The organism is Vibrio sp. 1CM24A (assembly GCF_023161725.1).
GTDB classification, from domain to species: Bacteria; Pseudomonadota; Gammaproteobacteria; order Enterobacterales; family Vibrionaceae; genus Vibrio; species Vibrio coralliirubri.
The window spans coordinates 188,791-206,888 of the sequence record NZ_JALNTS010000002.1; the positions used below are offsets into that span (position 1 = coordinate 188,791).

Annotated in this window: 15 protein-coding genes and 1 pseudogene; 12 read left to right on the forward strand and 4 right to left on the reverse strand. The window is 42.8% G+C overall.

Going from position 1 to position 18,098, the window contains the following annotated elements:
• Positions 1–80 precede the first annotated feature (80 nt).
• Positions 81–1,553 (forward strand): tryptophanase, encoded by a 1,473-nt coding sequence (gene tnaA / locus MSG38_RS04770; protein WP_248401174.1) that lies wholly within the window; start codon positions 81–83, stop codon positions 1,551–1,553.
• 118 nt (positions 1,554–1,671) lie between these two features.
• Here tnaA and MSG38_RS04775 read toward each other — a convergent pair whose 3' ends face one another.
• The gene (locus MSG38_RS04775) at positions 1,672–2,556 is read right to left on the reverse strand and encodes a LysR family transcriptional regulator (protein WP_248401175.1); all 885 of its coding nucleotides are present in this window, start codon (positions 2,554–2,556) and stop codon (positions 1,672–1,674) included.
• 254 nt (positions 2,557–2,810) lie between these two features.
• Between MSG38_RS04775 and MSG38_RS04780 the strand changes: the two genes are divergently transcribed.
• Positions 2,811–3,050, forward strand: coding sequence for a hypothetical protein (locus tag MSG38_RS04780; protein ID WP_048616462.1), 240 nt, complete (start codon positions 2,811–2,813; stop codon positions 3,048–3,050).
• 213 nt (positions 3,051–3,263) lie between these two features.
• Positions 3,264–3,581 (forward strand): Dabb family protein, encoded by a 318-nt coding sequence (locus MSG38_RS04785; protein ID WP_248401176.1) that lies wholly within the window; start codon positions 3,264–3,266, stop codon positions 3,579–3,581.
• A gap of 92 nt (positions 3,582–3,673) precedes the next feature.
• Here the strand turns inward: MSG38_RS04785 and MSG38_RS04790 are convergent, their stop codons facing one another.
• The gene (locus tag MSG38_RS04790) at positions 3,674–4,885 is read right to left on the reverse strand and encodes a DUF3103 domain-containing protein (protein WP_248401177.1); all 1,212 of its coding nucleotides are present in this window, start codon (positions 4,883–4,885) and stop codon (positions 3,674–3,676) included.
• 601 nt (positions 4,886–5,486) lie between these two features.
• Here MSG38_RS04790 and MSG38_RS04795 point away from each other — a divergent pair.
• Entirely contained in the window at positions 5,487–6,956 is a 1,470-nt protein-coding gene (locus tag MSG38_RS04795) for a transporter substrate-binding domain-containing protein (RefSeq protein ID WP_248401178.1), read from the forward strand.
• A 134-nt stretch (positions 6,957–7,090) separates the two neighbouring features.
• Here MSG38_RS04795 and MSG38_RS04800 read toward each other — a convergent pair whose 3' ends face one another.
• Positions 7,091–7,633: a DUF3332 family protein gene (locus tag MSG38_RS04800; RefSeq protein WP_061017778.1), complete on the reverse strand. Its 543-nt coding sequence runs from the start codon at positions 7,631–7,633 to the stop codon at positions 7,091–7,093.
• A gap of 310 nt (positions 7,634–7,943) precedes the next feature.
• Here MSG38_RS04800 and MSG38_RS04805 point away from each other — a divergent pair, with 310 nt between their 5' ends.
• On the forward strand, positions 7,944–8,822 hold the full coding sequence (locus tag MSG38_RS04805; RefSeq protein ID WP_248401179.1) for a LysR family transcriptional regulator: 879 nt from the start codon (positions 7,944–7,946) through the stop codon (positions 8,820–8,822).
• A 107-nt stretch (positions 8,823–8,929) separates the two neighbouring features.
• On the opposite strand, the pseudogene MSG38_RS04810 reads toward MSG38_RS04805, so the two are convergent.
• Positions 8,930–10,743: pseudogene (locus MSG38_RS04810) on the reverse strand (M4 family metallopeptidase).
• A 654-nt stretch (positions 10,744–11,397) separates the two neighbouring features.
• Here MSG38_RS04810 and MSG38_RS04815 point away from each other — a divergent pair.
• From MSG38_RS04815 to MSG38_RS04850, 7 genes are all read left to right on the forward strand, one after another.
• Positions 11,398–12,045, forward strand: a complete 648-nt coding sequence (locus MSG38_RS04815) for a GNAT family N-acetyltransferase (RefSeq protein WP_248371738.1) — start codon at positions 11,398–11,400, stop codon at positions 12,043–12,045.
• A 168-nt stretch (positions 12,046–12,213) separates the two neighbouring features.
• Complete coding sequence (locus tag MSG38_RS04825; RefSeq protein ID WP_248401180.1) at positions 12,214–12,621, forward strand: hypothetical protein; 408 nt, start codon at positions 12,214–12,216, stop codon at positions 12,619–12,621.
• A gap of 196 nt (positions 12,622–12,817) precedes the next feature.
• A complete protein-coding gene (locus MSG38_RS04830; RefSeq protein ID WP_123283337.1) occupies positions 12,818–13,087 on the forward strand; it encodes a hypothetical protein in 270 nt (89 codons plus the stop codon).
• Between the two features lie 121 nt (positions 13,088–13,208).
• The gene (locus MSG38_RS04835) at positions 13,209–14,099 is read left to right on the forward strand and encodes a hypothetical protein (RefSeq protein WP_248401181.1); all 891 of its coding nucleotides are present in this window, start codon (positions 13,209–13,211) and stop codon (positions 14,097–14,099) included.
• 348 nt (positions 14,100–14,447) lie between these two features.
• Complete coding sequence (locus tag MSG38_RS04840) at positions 14,448–15,866, forward strand: SLC13 family permease (protein WP_248401182.1); 1,419 nt, start codon at positions 14,448–14,450, stop codon at positions 15,864–15,866.
• A 6-nt stretch (positions 15,867–15,872) separates the two neighbouring features.
• The gene (locus MSG38_RS04845; protein ID WP_248401183.1) at positions 15,873–17,228 is read left to right on the forward strand and encodes an ATP-binding protein; all 1,356 of its coding nucleotides are present in this window, start codon (positions 15,873–15,875) and stop codon (positions 17,226–17,228) included.
• A complete protein-coding gene (locus MSG38_RS04850) occupies positions 17,215–17,688 on the forward strand; it encodes a response regulator (RefSeq protein ID WP_017070648.1) in 474 nt (157 codons plus the stop codon). Before MSG38_RS04845 ends, MSG38_RS04850 begins: the two co-directional genes overlap by 14 nt.
• Positions 17,689–18,098 lie beyond the last annotated feature (410 nt).

Here is an 18,098-nt window from a genome sequence, read left to right on the forward strand (position 1 = left end):
TATTAATTTAATGGTGAGGATTCGTGGCATCTAAAGAAAATAGATTTCGACCTGATCGGAATATATTGAAAGGTACTATTATGGAAAACTTCAAACATCTACCAGAACCGTTTCGTATTCGTGTTGTAGAGCCAGTAAAAAGAACAACTCGCGTCTATCGTGAACAAGCCATTGTTGAAGCGGGGATGAACCCATTTTTGCTCGACAGTGATGATGTGTTTATCGACTTACTAACAGACAGCGGAACCGGATCTATTACTCAGCGCATGCAAGCCGCGATGTTAATGGGTGATGAAGCTTACAGTGGTAGTCGCAGTTATTATGCATTGTCGAATGCGGTTAAGGATATCTTCGGTTACGAGTTGACGATTCCAACACACCAAGGACGCGGTGCAGAGCAGATCTACATTCCGGTTCTTATTAAGAAGCGTGAAATGGAGAAAGGGCTCGACCGAAGCAAAATGGTCGCTCTGTCGAACTACTTCTTCGATACAACACAAGGTCACACCCAAGTGAATTGCTGTGTGGCGAAAAACGTTTATACCAAAGAAGCGTTTGATACCTCAGTGAACGCGGATTTCAAAGGCAACTTCGATGTGGTGAAGCTGGAAGAAGCGATCTTAGAAGCGGGCGCAGCCAATGTTCCTTACATTGTGAGTACCATTACTTGTAACTCTGCTGGTGGACAGCCAGTCTCGATCGCCAACCTAAAAGCTGTTTATGAAATCGCTCAGAAATACGACATCCCAGTGATCATGGACTCGGCACGGTACGCTGAAAATGCTTACTTCATTCAACAACGAGAAGCGGGTTATCAAGATTGGACAATCGAACAGATCACGCGTGAGTCATACAAATACGCGGATGGCTTAGCCATGTCTGCCAAGAAAGATGCCATGGTCCAAATGGGCGGTTTGTTGTGCTTTAAAGACGACGCTTTCATGGATGTGTACACAGAGTGTCGAACCTTGTGTGTTGTGCAAGAGGGCTTCCCAACCTATGGTGGTTTAGAAGGTGGCGCAATGGAGCGTCTTGCGGTTGGCCTTTATGACGGCATGCGCCAAGATTGGTTGGAGTATCGTATTGGTCAGGTTCAGTACTTAGTCGATGGCTTAGAAGCGATAGGTATCGTGTGCCAACAAGCGGGTGGTCATGCTGCGTTTGTCGATGCGGGTAAACTGCTTCCTCATATTCCAGCGGGTCAGTTCCCAGCACATGCTTTGGCGTGCGAGTTGTACAAAGTGGCAGGTATCAGAGCTGTTGAAATTGGTTCCTTGCTGCAAGGTCGCGATCCTGCTACGGGCGAGCAACATCAATGCCCAGCAGAGTTATTGCGCCTTACCATTCCTCGCGCGACCTACACACAAACTCACATGGACTTCATCATCGAAGCATTCGAAAAAGTGAAAGAGAACGCGAGCAAAGTGAAAGGGCTCGACTTTACCTATGAACCGCCGGTGTTGAGACACTTTACCGCGCGCTTAAAAGAGGTTGAAACCGTTGAAAAACAGACAGAAAAAAAGAATGAACAAACGCTCGAAGAAGCATTTTAAAATAAAAACATAAGCGAATAGTCACTAGAAACATAATCAAAGGCTCCCTCGGGAGCCTTTTCTTTTTTGGATGGTAGGGGAGTTAGGCAGTTAAGCCTTCAACCCGTTAAAATCTGAACTACGCTTGCTTGTTTTTTAGGGTAGATTTCAACATTTGGAATAACCACTGATTTAATGGTGCATCTTTTTGTGAACGACGACAGCTCATCACATAGCTCACATCGAAAGTGAGTTTTTCAGGTAGTTCCATACTACGACAGCCTTCTGGGACGCTGCCACTGAGCGTAATTCCAAAATAGTCTGAATTGAGCATGATATCGTGAATCATCGCTGGGTGATCGATATCTGCTTTAGGGTTTATTTCAAAGCCAATGTTTCTGAGACGCTCCAGAATTGGGTACTTATTGTCATTCCATCCAGGTGTTTTAAATAGAACCGTTGGATAGTTGGCGAGCGACTCAAAGTCTTTCGCTGGGTGATCGTCTCTCACAAAGAACACCACTTTCCCTTTTCCGAAGTCCATTTGAGAAACCGACTGCGGCAAGGTCTCGTCAAAGTAGTGCACCGCTATCGCTTCTTCGCCATCTATGAGTTGGTTTCTGGCATTACTTCCCCATCGTAGGAATGAGTAGTGAGCATTCGGAGCTTCTTTACTAAGAGCGAAGTAGAGTTTCGATCCAAAACGTTCCCAAAACAGGGTATTCGCGTAGATTTTGATATTGCCTTGGTAAGTTTCTGGCGAAAATACTTGGTGCTTTATGGCTTCGATACTGCTGAGTATCTGCTCAAAATTTTCGATGTTGGTTTCAACAAAAGTCGTGGGTTCAAACCCGTTTTTGGTTTGAATGAACAGTGGATCGTCGAGCTGCAATTTTAACTTCGAGAGGTTCTTGCTGATCGCCCCAGAGGTTTTTCCAAGCGACTCTGCAACCAGTCCAACATTGCGAAGTTCATACATACGCTTGATGACGAGGATATTTTGAATATCTAGATTGATGTCCACAGTTTCTCCAAATGATTCCTTTTATAGGCAGCAATCTCTGTGCGGTAGACGTACAGAAATTATGTGACTCTAATATCATAGTGGCAGTGCAAAAAGGATAAGACAGCACAGCGTCAGAACTTCTCTAATCCCTTGATTTTCCATTTGGTAAATCTTGCTTTTCCTCGAATGGTTCGTGTTCGATTGCTAAAGTTACTTCAACAAAAACACAGATACCAAACGAACAAAGAATTAAAAATACAACGAGGTGATGTATGAACAAGTTAATCGCACTTGGATTGATGGCTTTATCTATGAACACGGCTTTCGCGGCTGACGGTACTTATGCGAGTACTCTCGATATGACGAGAAGCGAAAGTAATCAAGTAAAGGCTGAGCGTGTTGAATCTGAGCCAGTACTTGAAGGAAGAAATGACGCCACTAACGGCGGAATAAAATTCCACAAGAGCGTTGACCAAGACCAAACGATCCAGCTTACAGGTCGTCGTGATTAACGTTATAACGTGCTTACCATTGTCATAAGAAATGCTGCGCCCTTGGGTGCAGCATTTTTGTTTGGGGATTTGGGTTATTTTATAAACTCTAGTGTTCTAGCCTTGGCATGTTGTGTAACGTGTGGCATTTTGTTCTCCTCTAACTTAAGAACGCGACTCGGTGCTGGTTGAGCATGACAAACGAGCAAGCGAACGATTCGAAAAGGACTAGGAATGACTCGAAAAGAAACGGGAATGATTCGTCATATTTTACTGATTAAGTTTAAAGAGAAAGCAGAGGCTTCTGAGGTTCAAAAACTAAAGATGTTGTTTGAAGCGATGCCAAACAAGGTTGAAGGGGTCACTTCAGTAGAGTGGGGGCTAAATGACAGCCCTGAAAACAAGAATCAAGGTTATACCCACTCGGTGTTAATGACGTTCGCCGATGAAGAAGGCCGTCAGAATTACCTTCCACACCCAGAACATGATGCGCTGAAAGATGTGTTTCGTCCGCTTTTAGAAGACATCATTGTGTTTGATTACTCCCTGTAATTAGGTTCTGAGTAGGTCTCTTGTGTTTGACTTAGCTTCGATAATGAAGAGTTAGGGCCTAGCGATTAAGCCCTAACTCAATAAGAAATGACTTACTCTGTTGGCGAAATCGTGACTGGTGCAAACGATGCGACAGCATTTCCGCCTGCGCCCGGACGGTCTTCATAAGGCGTGTTCTGCATTAAGGTGTAGTACACATCTACGAAGTCATCATCATTCACTAATACGCCATCAGGAATCACATCGATAATCTTGCCTGTGATCTGAGGGATGATCGCGTAACCCTGAACTTCTGGATCAGGAATCATCTTCAGTATCTCTTCTGCAGCTTGCACCAAGAGTTTTGCTAGTGCTTTATAGTCAGTGCCATCATCGTGCTCCATTAAGATCATATCTGCAGCGCCCCAGCGGTAGCGAGGCCAGAAGATAACGGTCTGATTTGGGTAATACGTCTGTTTGTCGTAATCCAGATAAGGCATCTCAACGAGGTCTATTTGTGGCTCTAAACGACTTGAATCGACACCCGTCACGATAGCGTAGATTTCCGCTTTGCCAGAGATCCAAGGTTCTTGGTCAACAGCCAAACGGATTTTAGTTAATTGTGTGGTATTCAACGGCTCAGGTTCCGACAAGGTCATCGAGCGGTGTGCCTTGCTCATCAAAGACGGTTTTTGAGGTTTACTCTTGTCGGCATTGGTATCGATATCAGTATTGATCTGCGTTGTGGTGCCTAGCTTCTGCATCTCAGCCTGCATTGCCATTAAGCCGGCTTTGAGCTCTTCCGCACCATTGCTATCAACCACAAACACTGGAACGTTTGGCATTTGGTACACATCTAGTTCATGAACCTGTCCGTACACGTCATACGCTTCAATGTATTGCCAATTCGAATCATCACCTGATGGTTCAAATGCAAATAGCGGGTTTTCGCCGTTCTTCCAAGCTTCAATCATCGCTTCATCAGCCATGCGAATCTCTAACACAGAGTCGCTGAAATTATTGATCCCTTTCATCTTGCGATAACCAAGATCCGCTTTCTGCATCTTACTTGCAAATGCAGAGTAGGGCTGAGAAGAGCTCAGTTTGTCTATTGGTGCGGATAAACTCTTTTGTGAAATTTGAGCCTTTAAAGAAAGCTCAAGTTCGGAGTAGCGGGCACTGATTTGCAACGCCAGAGATTGCTTTTGCGCTGCGCTACTTTCTGCAATACCTAATGAATCAGTTGTCTCAATATTTTGCGCAAAAGACTGGAAGCCAACCACTGTCGTTGCAAGCACCATACTGATAGAAATAGATGGTCTCATAAATAATCCTTATTTTAATTTTTATCATTAATAGAGCATTTGCCCTATAAGGATTAACCTATCAGTAACGTGAATGTGTTCAAAAGTTAGGCAGTCATTTTTACTTCGTTGTGCAGCACAGGATCTCAATTTATAAAATATTAAAATAGTGCTGGCTTGATATATCTGAATTTATAAACCAATCAATAACTTAATGATGAAATTATTAACTGCTGAGTGGTATTTGGTCTATTTGGGGGTTTATTAGAGACTGCGAAGAGTGACTTCTGATGGCGTTTTTAGAGGGGGAGATCTATAGGAGCACCCTATATCTACTATAGCCAGTGCGTTATTTCGGACTTGATGGTTTCCGGTATAATTCGCCTCCCTTGATAAAAAGTAACGAATCAAAGCAACGCCTAAACGATCCACAACGCTCACCAGATTGCTCTGAACATCAAACGCACTTTACACATCAACGTACTCTGTCCATCAACGTAGATTGCAATCGAACAACGTTAAGAAATGTTCCTTTACGTTGAATCGCTTCTAGCCCGATAGCTCACATGCAACACCTAGCACTATTGAGGGTTTTGGCTTAAACGCATTAGGAATACTGAATATGACGAATTTTAATGGCGCTTCACGTTTATCGAAGGTGTTGGTTTTTCTTTCTCTTATTTCCAAATCGACTCTTGGTTTTGAAATACCCGACAACGCACTCGAATCCTATGTGGGTGACTTCTCTGCGTTGCGTGAAAAAGGCGTTGTGCGTGTTTTAGTCTCTGGTGATATGGGGTTCTATCATATTGAAAATGGTAAGCCGAAAGGGATTCTTGCCGAGCAGATTTATTACTTTGATCAAGAGCTAAAGCTGCGTGATCCTTTACTGCGCGTTAAGGTGATTCCGGTAGAGCGGAGCGAATTGCTCAATGCTTTGAATCAGGGGCAAGGTGATATTGCCATCGCCAACCTAACAGTGACTAAACAGCGTGAGCAATTAGTCGATTTCAGCATTCCCATTCGTAGCGACATTGATGAATTACTAGTGACAAGCCGTTCTACACCTTTGATTAACGACATCACTCAGTTACAGGGTAAAGAGGTCTGGTTAAAGCAAAACTCCAGTTATATCAGCAGCGTTCACTCAGTGAATAAACAGCTAGAGAAGAACGGTTTAGCACCCATCTATATCCACTTGTTAAGTGACAACCTCCAAGATCTTGAATTGCTCGATTTGATTAAACGTGGACAAATAACCGCAACCATCGTGGATAGCCACAAGCTTGAACTATGGGGAAACTTAGAGCAAAACATCAGAATCCATCACAATCTTGCCTTTAGGCACAATGCAGATATTGCTTGGGCGATTCGCAAAAATAGCCCGCAGCTGAAAGCCAAAATCGACCAATATTTGCAAGATTCAAAGCAGGGGACGTTGCTGGGTAATGTCATCGACAATCGTTATCTCGAAAGCACGTCATGGATGAATAGAGCCTCTAACCCGATGCAAAATGAAGAGCGGGATAAGCTAGAAAAGCTGTTCATGGTTTATGGGGAAAAGTTCGAGATCGATTGGTTCATTTTGTTAGCGATGGCTTTTCAAGAATCAGGCTTGGATAACTCAAAAATATCGCATCGTGGTGCGGTGGGTATTATGCAAGTGATGCCTAAAACCGCAAAAGATTGGTATGTCGATATTGATAATGTTTACGACCTAGAAAGCAATATTCATGCGGGCAGCAAGTATCTGCGTTTTATCTATGACCGATACTTCGATTTGCCTGAAATCTCGGATATCGACAAGATTCATTTTAGCTTGGCCGCTTACAATGCCGGGCCTGCTAAGATCAGACGAATGCGTGTGCTTGCCGCCAAGCAAGGTTACGACCCAAATAAATGGTTTAATCATGTTGAAGTGGTCGCAAGACAAAATATTAGCCAAGAGCCTGTAAAATACGTCGCCAACATCAATCGATACTTCACTATTTACCAGCGATTGGATCAGTTTCAAGATACCCGAGAAGAGCAGCTGAGCAATATGACTCGTCAGCTGAACGTGAAACGTTTCTCACCTTATTTCGCTTATTAGTGTCGGTTATTCGCCATAAACCAAAATAAAAACGACAAACAAAAAAGAGAGGCTAGCGACTAAGCTAACCTCTCTTTTTTATAGGTACTGACTAACTGAATTGATTGGGGGTGTATCAGTTAATTCTGCGTTGCTTAAGACTGCTCAGCCGAAGCTATGTACATCTGCATCTCTTCCAAGCTTGTTTTTGCAATCACTTGGTTATCAATAGAGTAATGAACTTCATCGCCGAAACGTTGACCCGTTAGAGTCGCGCGAGTACCGTCGTTGTAGGTTAGCTCAATTGCGATTTCGTCTTGGTTAAGTACTTTCATTTCACTGTGGTCAATCACATGCTTTGCCAATGGGTCGATAGGCGCTTCTGTTAGGCTGTCATCCAGTTGGTCATTAACATCAATGTAAGTATCCACCTTAGAATCGAAGATGTGTGGCTTCTTGTTGATTGGGTTCTTACCCGTCCAAAATTCCAGTGAGTTAAACACGATGTAATCGGCAGCAACGGTAATACCGTAAGCAGGGGCAAGTAACATGTTTAAGCCACCACGAGCGTAACGGTTATCAACGGCTTTAACGTTAAATTCCATTAGTTTACCAGTTACTGCGTTACTACCTACGCAGCCAAATAAAGTCACTAGGCTCGCTGAGATTATTATCGGTTTTACAAATCGGTTCATCATTCTCTATTTCTATATGTGTCTATTTAGGAATCGGGAATTATGTCAAACTCAAGCGTCTTCTAATATAACGCCATGCCTATACTAGATATCAGGAAAACCTATATCTTTATAAAAACCAGTCTGTTACCTATTTTCGAAGTTTATGCTTTAAACACTACTGTACTAGTTCGTGTTATTTTATTTTGGCGTTTTAACAATGTTCTGTCATAACCATAACTAAAATATGGGAATGGAAAGCGATAATTCACAGTCATTTAAACGATATTATTTTTATCGGTTATTTAAATACATGACTGCCTGAAGAGCTCGAATGAAACGATTTAACCTCAACCTTATATATTACTTTATCGCGATATATGAAGAAGGAAACCTGACGTACGCAGCAGAAAGGCTCAACATCTCTCAACCTAGTCTCAGCGCTCACCTAAAGCAGCTTAGAGACGAATACCGAGATCTGCTCTTCGTTAGAAAATCATACACATTTGAGCCTACGCCAGTCGCAAACGACCTGTACCCAATCTTCAAGCAAGCACATAAACTGGTTTCACACTCACTCCCTGAAACTCACGATTTCGACCCGAAACAGTGTAATTACACCTTCAGAATTGCAGCGATGAGCATTTCAAGCAGCGTGATCTTGCCTCGTATCTTGGACAGGATTCAAAGAGAAGCGCCCAACTGTGTTATCGAAGTGGTGAACATCAAAGAAGACATGGCAACGGATATTCGAGAGAAGAAGATCGACCTTGTCGTCGACCTTACTAATGCTCACCCGACACTGCAGAGCCAAGAGATCTGGGGCGATGAACTGTGCGTTGTATGCAGCCAAAACCACTCGCAGATAGAAGAACAGATAACTTTAGAGCGCTACTTAGCTGAAAAGCACGTGATGTTGACGCATGATAATTATCGAGTGAACCAGCTAACCGAGCTTCACAGCCCGATCTTTTCCGAAAGAAAGGTGGCGAGAAAGCTCAATTCCATCGCTGACTTTTCTGACACGATTTATAACAGTGATTGGATTGCAACTTTCCCTAAAGGGGTCGCGGACGCGTATTTTGATAAAGACAAGATAAAGCTGTTAGAGGTGCCATTTGAATACCTTACACCATCATTGAGCGTGTATTGGCACAGCAACCGCAATGACGACATCGTGAACTTGTGGCTACGAGAACTCTTCACCAATTAAGTATGAAGTTAGCGTTGTGAAACGAAAAGCCTACTCATGAAAGAGTAGGCGTGTTGGTCTGTCTATTTCAAGACGAGCCATACAGTTTCGCTGCTTGTGTGCGTCACTCAATCTAAACGCAATGTTAGGCCTGAGTAGTTCGAGTATCCGCGCAGTAACACATGATAGGTGACACCCGGTTGAGCGCTCACACTGCACTGCTCATTGTTTCCAGCGCGATAAGGGCGACAGTCGTAACTCGATGTCGTTGGCTTGCTGCCTGATTTCACGTAAAGGTCGGCATCGCCTGAACCGCCAGACATTGAAACCGTCACGCTGGATACAGAATCAACGGTGAACGTGTAGAAGGTTTCAGAGTATTGATTCCCGCTTAGGTTCGAAATCGGAGTGCCTTTCGTCAGCACATTGCCACTTGGCGGCGTTGAACCACAACTCGCATTCACGCCTACTGTGTTAAAAGCATCTTCAACATCTGCAACCACATAACCCATGTCAGCTGCGGCTTTGGCTACGCCACACGCTCCGGCATCAAAGGTACTGTTTGCCGTCCAATACAGTTGGTTGGCGACCGTGAAGATCTCAAACCCCTTACGCACATCCCAGCCAGACTTGTTCGCTAAAAGGTAAAACGCGCGGTTATAAACACCGCTAGATAGGTGAACGTTCAAGCTATCGTAGTATTGCGAGGCATGGTCAATCGAGCGACCATCCTTTGAAGGTTGATCAAAGTAACGCAAGCCGCCTTCTGATTTAAATATATCGCTACCGACCACCCAATCCACATTGCCACGCAGGTAGTATTCAGCCGCTTCGCCCGCAATATCGGAGAAGGCTCGCCCGACATGTTTCGGTACACAAGACCGGAGTTTTGCTCTGTGAACCCGTGGCTGACTTCGTGAGCGCTCACGTTGATATCGACCAATGGATAAAAGGTGTTTTTGCCATCCCCAAACGTCATGGATGAGCCATTCCAAAAGGCGTTTTCATAATCGGTACCGTAATGAACGCGCATCGTCAGCTGGAAAGTTAAAGGCGATGTGTTCATCCACTCTTTGTACATATCGAATACGACATTACCAAAATAGTGCGCATCGTTAAGAGGCGAGTAAGCCCCGTTGATGTATTTATGATCGGTGTAGTTGGTGCCGTCGGCACAGTTGTAGCTGTAGGCTGCGCTGCCAGACGTTCCGTTCCTCAAATCGACGGTCTTAACTGAATCGTTTTCTAACGTACAAGTTGTGCCTGTCTTGTCGATGGGAAAGCTAGGGAAGTCGCTGCCATATTCATATCGAGTGGTTTTGATATTACCACCGGGGCCAGTGCCGGATGCTTTGGCGTGGTTCAACCCACTCCATTTTTGGAGTACATCACCAGTCATGGCATCAATAAAGTAAAAAGGGCGCTCTGGCATAGACGAAGCGATAAAGAAATCGACCAGATACACGACTTGGGCGGTTTGGTTCTCGTCCAATCTCACCATGAGTTTTGCATTTTTGTTTTCAATCGACTTTTTGCCGACGGTAAACGTGCGATGAGCAGACAGTGCGGCTTCAATCGCTTGCTCTTGATTCAGTTTTGGCGCGATGCTGGATAAGTCACCACTGATCCCTTGTGCCATCGAACCAAACACCTGAGTGGGTTGGTTCTTGGAGAGGGTAGCGACAACCGAAGTGTCAAAGACGGGTAAACCTAGGTGAGTTTGTTGATAGCGGACTTTGGTTTTTCCATTGGGCAGTACCACCCGTTTTACTTCAGAAAAACCTAATTCTAGTGGGGCAACACTCTTCGACTGCGCGACGAGGCTCTGTTGGAGTAATGCATCATCATCGACCCTAACCATTTCCGCAGCGTGTGCATTAAAGCCAAAAGATGTACCTAGAATAGCTGCTATTTTCCAGCTTAGTTGACGTTGTTGGTTCATTTTTCGTTCCTGATTTTAATATAAACTCCTTCTTCCCAACGGCTTTATAGGAAGTCTATATGCAACACGCTAATGCCATGTGTTGCGAATCAAGATTGGAAGAGCATTTCGGCTTATGACAAGTTTTTTAGGGAGATTGAATTTTAGAGTATGTAATTCAAAGTTTACAAAAAGTCTTATTGATCAAATTGTTTTTATAAAATCTAATTTTATTATTTATCGTAAACATATGAAGGGGCGAGAGTTATTAAAATCCGGTTTGTTTGAATCTAGAGAATACTTTTCTCTAAGTTAATCTCGATATTTTTCTTTTTTATCTTAATTACAAATTAGTAAATAATCGGGTTTTTGGAAGTGGAAATATTGTCCTTATTATCAATAGTAATCTTGTCTTAACAATACCACTAAGCACAGATCTCAACTTTTTTAACACTTAGTCTCGTTAGATAGGAAAACATCTACATTTTCTTGTTCAATCACAAATTAGTAAGCATAAGTCATTGTTATGAAAAAAGTCAGTCGTTTAAGATAGGCTACATAAGAAACTAGACAGAAAAATTCTGCATTTAAATACAGAATTGTTCTGGCTGATAGCTGTTATGTAACCAAAGTGACGCATTGTTATACATTTGATATTACAAGGAAGAAAAAACTATGAATCTGATAGATATTTACCCTAAAGAATTGCTTTGTGAAAGAGTACCAGTAAATCAAGTTTCATTTGTAGAGTATGGGTTTTCCGAAATCGAAAAAATCATAGAATTAAAAGAGAACTGTATGTTTGAATTGGGAGGAACTATTTGGGATAAGTATATACAAACCCACCCAGATGTTGATCCAATGTCACTTGCAATTCACTTCCAAACTAGTAATCCCTGCTTATACAAAGAAGTTAGTAGCTTTGTAGGTGCTGACGTAATTAAAGATATTTTATATATCCATACTAATACGGATGATAGCAGCGTAGATTACAAAGATTTTAGTGAACTGTTAATTTCAGTATTACATCAAAATATTCTGCATATATCCGATGTTGAGTTCTCTAATCCACTTGAGCCTATGAAGCCATCAGAGAGGCAGTCTGAATTTCAAGTATTTCGTGGACTCAATTTATTTGGTGAGTTAGTTGACCGTTGTGTTACATATTGTAAAGAGCACAATTTAGACAGAATTTGTTTAACAGCAGCACATATTTCACTTGTTCCATTTTTTGAAAAATATGGCTTTGTTGTGGACGATACTCCAACAGGAAAGCATGGTATGGCCCATGGTTCGAGCATCCCCATGACAAGGCTCGCGTAGAGGTTACATAACAAGCCGTTCAAGAGTGATTCGCAATGCGTGGCATTGTCACGATGCGTTGGTTTTAGTGTTTAAGGTGGTTGCAGCGACTTCGGCGTTACGTTGCTCACCCCTTAAGTGGGCGCATGTGATTTTTAAATTAGTTAGGTATAAAAATAAGAGGATAAAATGGAAAATACAATTAAAACAAAAGAAACTGGGAGTGATGAGACTAAAGAGAATGAAAAATTAAATCTGAGAAATCTGAACGCAGTCTTAACAATTTTGCTTAAGGTTGTTTTACTAGGGGCAATTATTTCAACATTTATTGCAGGTAAGGCAATTTATGAACAATATGCTCATTATGGTCCAAGCTGTAGTGATCATATCTCTAGTTTCCAATATTGGAATGATAATGCTAAAAACGCTAAAGGTAAGATAGTATCCGTTCATAAATCAAGACTGCAAACTGAAAATGGTACAACTCAGTGCTATGGTAAATTTTCACTTGAAAATGGAAGTTACAGTAACTGGACTGGCTCAATCAGTGAACTAGCAAATAAAGATGTCGTTGGATGGACAAAAGTTAGTGAATAATTAATCATACAAATAATGCATCAATACGATTTACTGCACTCGGTAATCTCAGTTTACTGAGTGTTTCTCGTTTACGGTGCCAAATTTAAACATGATTGCTTGGTAGCAAACGTGTCATGCAGGCGTTATGTGCTCTTGCCTAGAAACTAGGAAGTTCACTATGATTAAGTAACGTCAAAGTGGAAAGGTGTTCAATATGGATAGTTTCGAGTCGAAAGGTGAGTTGTTACGCAATCACGCCAAAGGTCTAGTTGTTGAGTTTATGCAAAGTCATCCCGACTGCTCCGCAAGCAGTCGTGGCATGAAACAGGCTGAGATTTTCAGGCGCTGTGGATTTGGGTGGGGAGAACAGCGCAAGGCTACCCCATCGAACCAACAATATTGGCTAGTCGCTTTGTTACGACAACTTGAGCAAGAAGGGGTAGTGGTTCAAGTCGTAGAATCTGGCCCTTGGAGACTCAGTTAGCTCAAAGAGCACGCACATAACAAACGACAATGGCGTCAATGACTAATTTTTGGCTGTGTTTTCATCCCACATGGCGCCATCTCTCATCATAGAGACAAGGAGCACGTTTCAAAGAGGAAACATGACAAGCGACCAACTATTGGAAAAGGCACTTTATAGCAGTGCCAGCATCCACCAACCTCATTCTTTAAAAGCCTATTTGGCTGCAAATCACCTTAATGATTATTTCAGTCCAACCGACAATGTGTGGATTAAAACGAGTGAGCTGATAGACCAAACTGAGATTGAAGTGTTAGGCGAGTACTCTGTAATGGTGCAAGCGCCAAAGTTCTCAGATTTTCGTATTAAAAGGATATTGGATAATGGGGTATACCCGGCGGCGTATGCTGCTTTAATGCAGTGGCATGAGAATAAGGGCTTTCAAGATATCTTCGCGCATTACGTTTCGCAGGCTTCTCAAACACGTGAATATCTTTCCCACAATGTGACTATCTTATTGGCGCTGAACCGTGTTTACCGTGAGCTAGAGCCGTCTCAAGTGCCAGTATTCCTTAACCGCTTCACTGAATTTGGCACATCGACTCGTTCTGATGGCGACCTAAGCACTGACATAAGCCAAGTCGTAGAGCTCAATAGCGTATTACAAGCATGCTTAAAGCAGTTTGGTTTCTTTGGACACAACCTCATTACGCTTACGTGGATAATGCGTTGCAAGGAAGAGCTGTCGAAAGAGCAATATGACGCAATGCTTTCTAATCTCTATCGACAGGCTAATAGCCCATTGGAAGATCCAGACGATGAGATTGATCAAGCTATTTTGGCGCAGTGTCAAAGCTCGGATAATTCAGATGAGCTCTATGACAATGTGCACAGATTGGTTTTTGGGTATACATTGAACCTGCACCAGATAACGCTAGCGGATGCATTGTGTTTTCTTCACGAACGATTCCCTGAACATGCAGCAGAATTAAAATGTGTCGCAGAGTATCAGTGTCGTTTGTTAGGACAGTAAATTTAGAGATAGAGCCACCCGTTTCGGGTGTTTCTTAGTCAGTATGACAAGTTTCAGGCATACCTAACCCAGTGAGCTTGTTCAACGCTTTTATCAGAAGTGGCCCTCAATTTATGGACATGACTAGAAACGTAGAAAACACTCTCTTGAATTTAATTACAACAATAAATCACATACAAACGTAGAGGTAGCGCACAGAATCGAAAAAGGGGATATCGCGATTACGGAATCATTGATCTAGCCGATAGTGAGATAGTGATAAGAGGTCGATAATTCGTTGTCGGATCTAAATTAGAACTTTAAATCTAATTTCTAAGTAGTTGTTATCTCAGGAAGAGTTTTTGTGTTATGCGCCCCTATATTAAATACATTATCCCTATTTTAATTCCTTTCATTATCCTCGTAATGCCGCTATCAGCGTTTCCATTTGAAGGCCTTACGATTATTCAACAACGCGTTATCGCGATCTTTTTATTAGCGGCATTGTGCTGGGTGTTCGAGCCCATCCCGATCTACGCGACGTCTGTTGTTATTATCGTTCTGCAATTGTTGATGTTGTCGGATAAAGGGCTGATCTTTTTAAGGTTTGATCATGGGGAAGAACATTTTGGTGAGCTGTTAAAATACAGCGACATCATGGCGACATTCGCCAGCCCAATCATCATGCTGTTTTTGGGCGGTTTTTTCTTAGCGATGGCCGCCACTAAGTATCGATTAGACGTAAACTTAGCCCGTGTATTATTGAAGCCATTTGGACAAGACCCAAAGTTTGTGATGCTCGGCTTAATGCTGATCACTGGTATCTTTTCGATGTTTATGTCTAACACGGCAACAACGGCAATGATGTTATCTATTTTGACGCCGGTACTGGCTGTGTTTGGTCCGAAAGACCCCGGTCGTGTAGCGTTTGCGCTTTGTATCCCTGTTGCCGCTAACATCGGTGGTATTGGTACCCCGATCGGTACTCCTCCGAATGCTATCGCACTTAAATATTTAGTTGGCGATAACCTCATTACGTTCGGCGAATGGATGGCATTTGGTGTGCCGTTTGTCGTTATTATGATGGCGTTAGCGTGGTTTTTAATAGGCTTTATGTACAAAGCTGACCAAAAGAAAATTGAACTAAGTATTAAAGGTAAATTCCTTAAAACGCCTAAAGCCATTGCGGTGTACGTCACTTTTGCGCTGACTATCATTCTTTGGTTAATGGGTTCAAGCCATGGCATGAACTCTTATACCGTCGCTCTGATTCCTGTCGCTGTGTTCTCACTCACAGGGATCATCAATAAAGAAGACCTGAAAAAGATTTCTTGGGACGTACTGTGGCTTGTATCAGGTGGTATCGCGCTTGGTTTAGCTCTCGATAAAACTGGCTTAGCAAGGCTCGTGGTACACAGCATTCCGTTTGATTCCTACTCACCCTATGTGGTGTTGTTCGGAGCGGCGTTCTTGTGTTTGGTAATGGCAAACTTTATGTCTCATACCGCAACGGCTAACTTGTTAATGCCAATTATGGCTGCATTAGGTTCGTCTATGGCTTCACTCACGCCACTAGGCGGTGAGTTAACGTTAATTCTGGTTGTGACTTTTGCCGCTTCATTGGGTATGTCGCTGCCAATCAGTACGCCACCGAATGCGTTGGCTCATGCTACTGGTCATGTGCAAAGTAATCAAATGGCCAGAATCGGTATTATTTTGGGTGTGGTTGGTGTGCTACTGAGTTTTGTTATGGTGTGGGTGCTACATTCAATTGGTCACATAGGATAACGATACGTGTATCAACAAAAACTAGAAGCACTTATCGATCGTTATTTTAATCAGACAGAGCGTCGGGTGACGTGCCGTGCCGGTAACACCATTATTGAACAATCAGCGTTAAACACTCGTTTGTATTATGTGTTTAGTGGAGAACTGGAAGGATTTTATTCCGAAGCGAATACACCGCAAGTGCGAGTGTTTAGCGCGGGTAGTGGGGCTTTTATAGGCGTTCATAGCTTCTTTTCAGGTAATTGGACAGCATCTTCAACGGTTGTTGCTAAAACCGATGTTGAGTTAGCGTGGATCGATAAAGACACGCCTGCAGAAGATGAACGTAAATTTGGTCCTCTTACCGCACAGTTCACACCTGTGATTGTCAATGAGTTGTCGCGTCGTCAACGCCGCGCAACACAAGAAGCGATCGCGAAACAAAAAGCGCTAGAGAAGTTACATACTGCTGAGCAAATGACGACCTTGGGTCAATTAGCTGCAGGGATTGCTCATGAGCTTAACAACGCTATTGGTGTAGTAAATAGTAAATCTGGCCGACTTGAAACGGTCATCATGGATCTGCTTGAAGAAGTGCATCCAGAAGCCAGTCAATTTTTCGATTTTGGGTTAATGCATGGTCAGAAAACGTCGTCGTCAGAAGCGCGAACACGTGGGCGACAATTTGAAAGAAAATATGGTTTAGACAAGAACATTGCTCGCTCTCTTGCAAAGGCGATTCCAATTGACGCTTCATATGCAACAGACGTTATTTCAAGACATTGGCTGAAAAAACCAGAAGAAGCGATTCGCTTTTGGCAGATGGGCTGTGACTTACATGATTTACGTTTGGCATCTAGACACACCGTTGGCATCGTAAAATCGGTTAAACAACTTGGCAGAACTGATATCGACACCGAAGAAGCGGTTGATATTAACGACTCCATTAACCATGCCTTATCGTTGTTACAAAGTGAGTTACGTAGAGTGTCTGTGCGATTGAGCCCTGCGGATTTACCGTCTTTTAAAGGTTCGAAAACAGAGCTCGTTCAGATTTGGGTCAACATTGTAAAGAATGCTTGTGATGCAATGTCGAATTCAGACGATGCCACAATAGAAATTCAAACCAGATTAAGTAAGAAAAGAATATTAGTTACGATCACGAATAACGGCCCTGAGATAGATGAGGCGACTCGTAGAAAGATATTTCAGCCCAACTTCACCACTAAAAAAGGTGGTCTATCGTTTGGATTGGGCTTGGGTTTATCAGTAGTTAAGCGGATTGTGGCAGGTTATGGCGGAAGTATCATTGTGAAAAGTGATGCTTCTAAAACTGTATTTAGAATCAAGTTACCAATAGAGGGTGAACATGGAGAAGCTTAATTTAATCTGTGTCGATGACCAGAGAGAAGTACTGAGCGCAGTGATACAAGATTTAGAGCCGCTGGCGAGTTGGCTGAATATTGAAGATTGTGAATCAGCGCAAGAAGTGCTTGATCTCATTGATGAACTTGACGCAGAAGGCGAACACATTACCGTCATCGTGTCTGATCATGTGATGCCAGGGAAAACGGGTGTGGAGTTACTCACTGAAGTGTTCCATGACAGCCGCTTTCCGAATACAAAGAAAATTCTTCTTACGGGGCAGGCCACTCATACTGATACCATCAATGCGATTAATGCAGCAGGCATCGACCGTTACTTTGAAAAGCCTTGGCAAGCAAGCACATTGGTTGAGTGCATTCGTACTCTTGTCACTGAGTACATATTTGATCAGGGGCTTGATTACACGGACTATCAGAATGAGCTTGACCAACAGGTTGTGTTGAGACGCTTGCGCTAGTTTCTTATGTTAGCGACTTACATTATTCACTAGTGTAAGTCGCTTGAAATTCTATGCACGAAGGACGCTTTCTGAAGGGTTTTTCTTTGAAAGATCTAGTCTTTCGGCGCATATATTACCTATCTTTTTTAATCGTTCAGGTTTTAGTACTCAGTTATTAACACACTGGTTGCTGGCTTAAGTCTAAAACCCATACGCTACGCTAGCGGATGCATTATGTTTTTTTCATGAACGATTCCCTTAACATGCAGCAGATCTAAAATGTGTCGCAGAGTACCAGTGTCGTTTGTTGGAAAAGTAAGTCGAAAGTATTCAAATGTGATTCCTAACGCGTGGTATTTGGAGTTCTAAGTCAGATCGGTACTTACAACGTAAAGGACTAGGCTTTTCACGGCTTACTGCGTAATAAT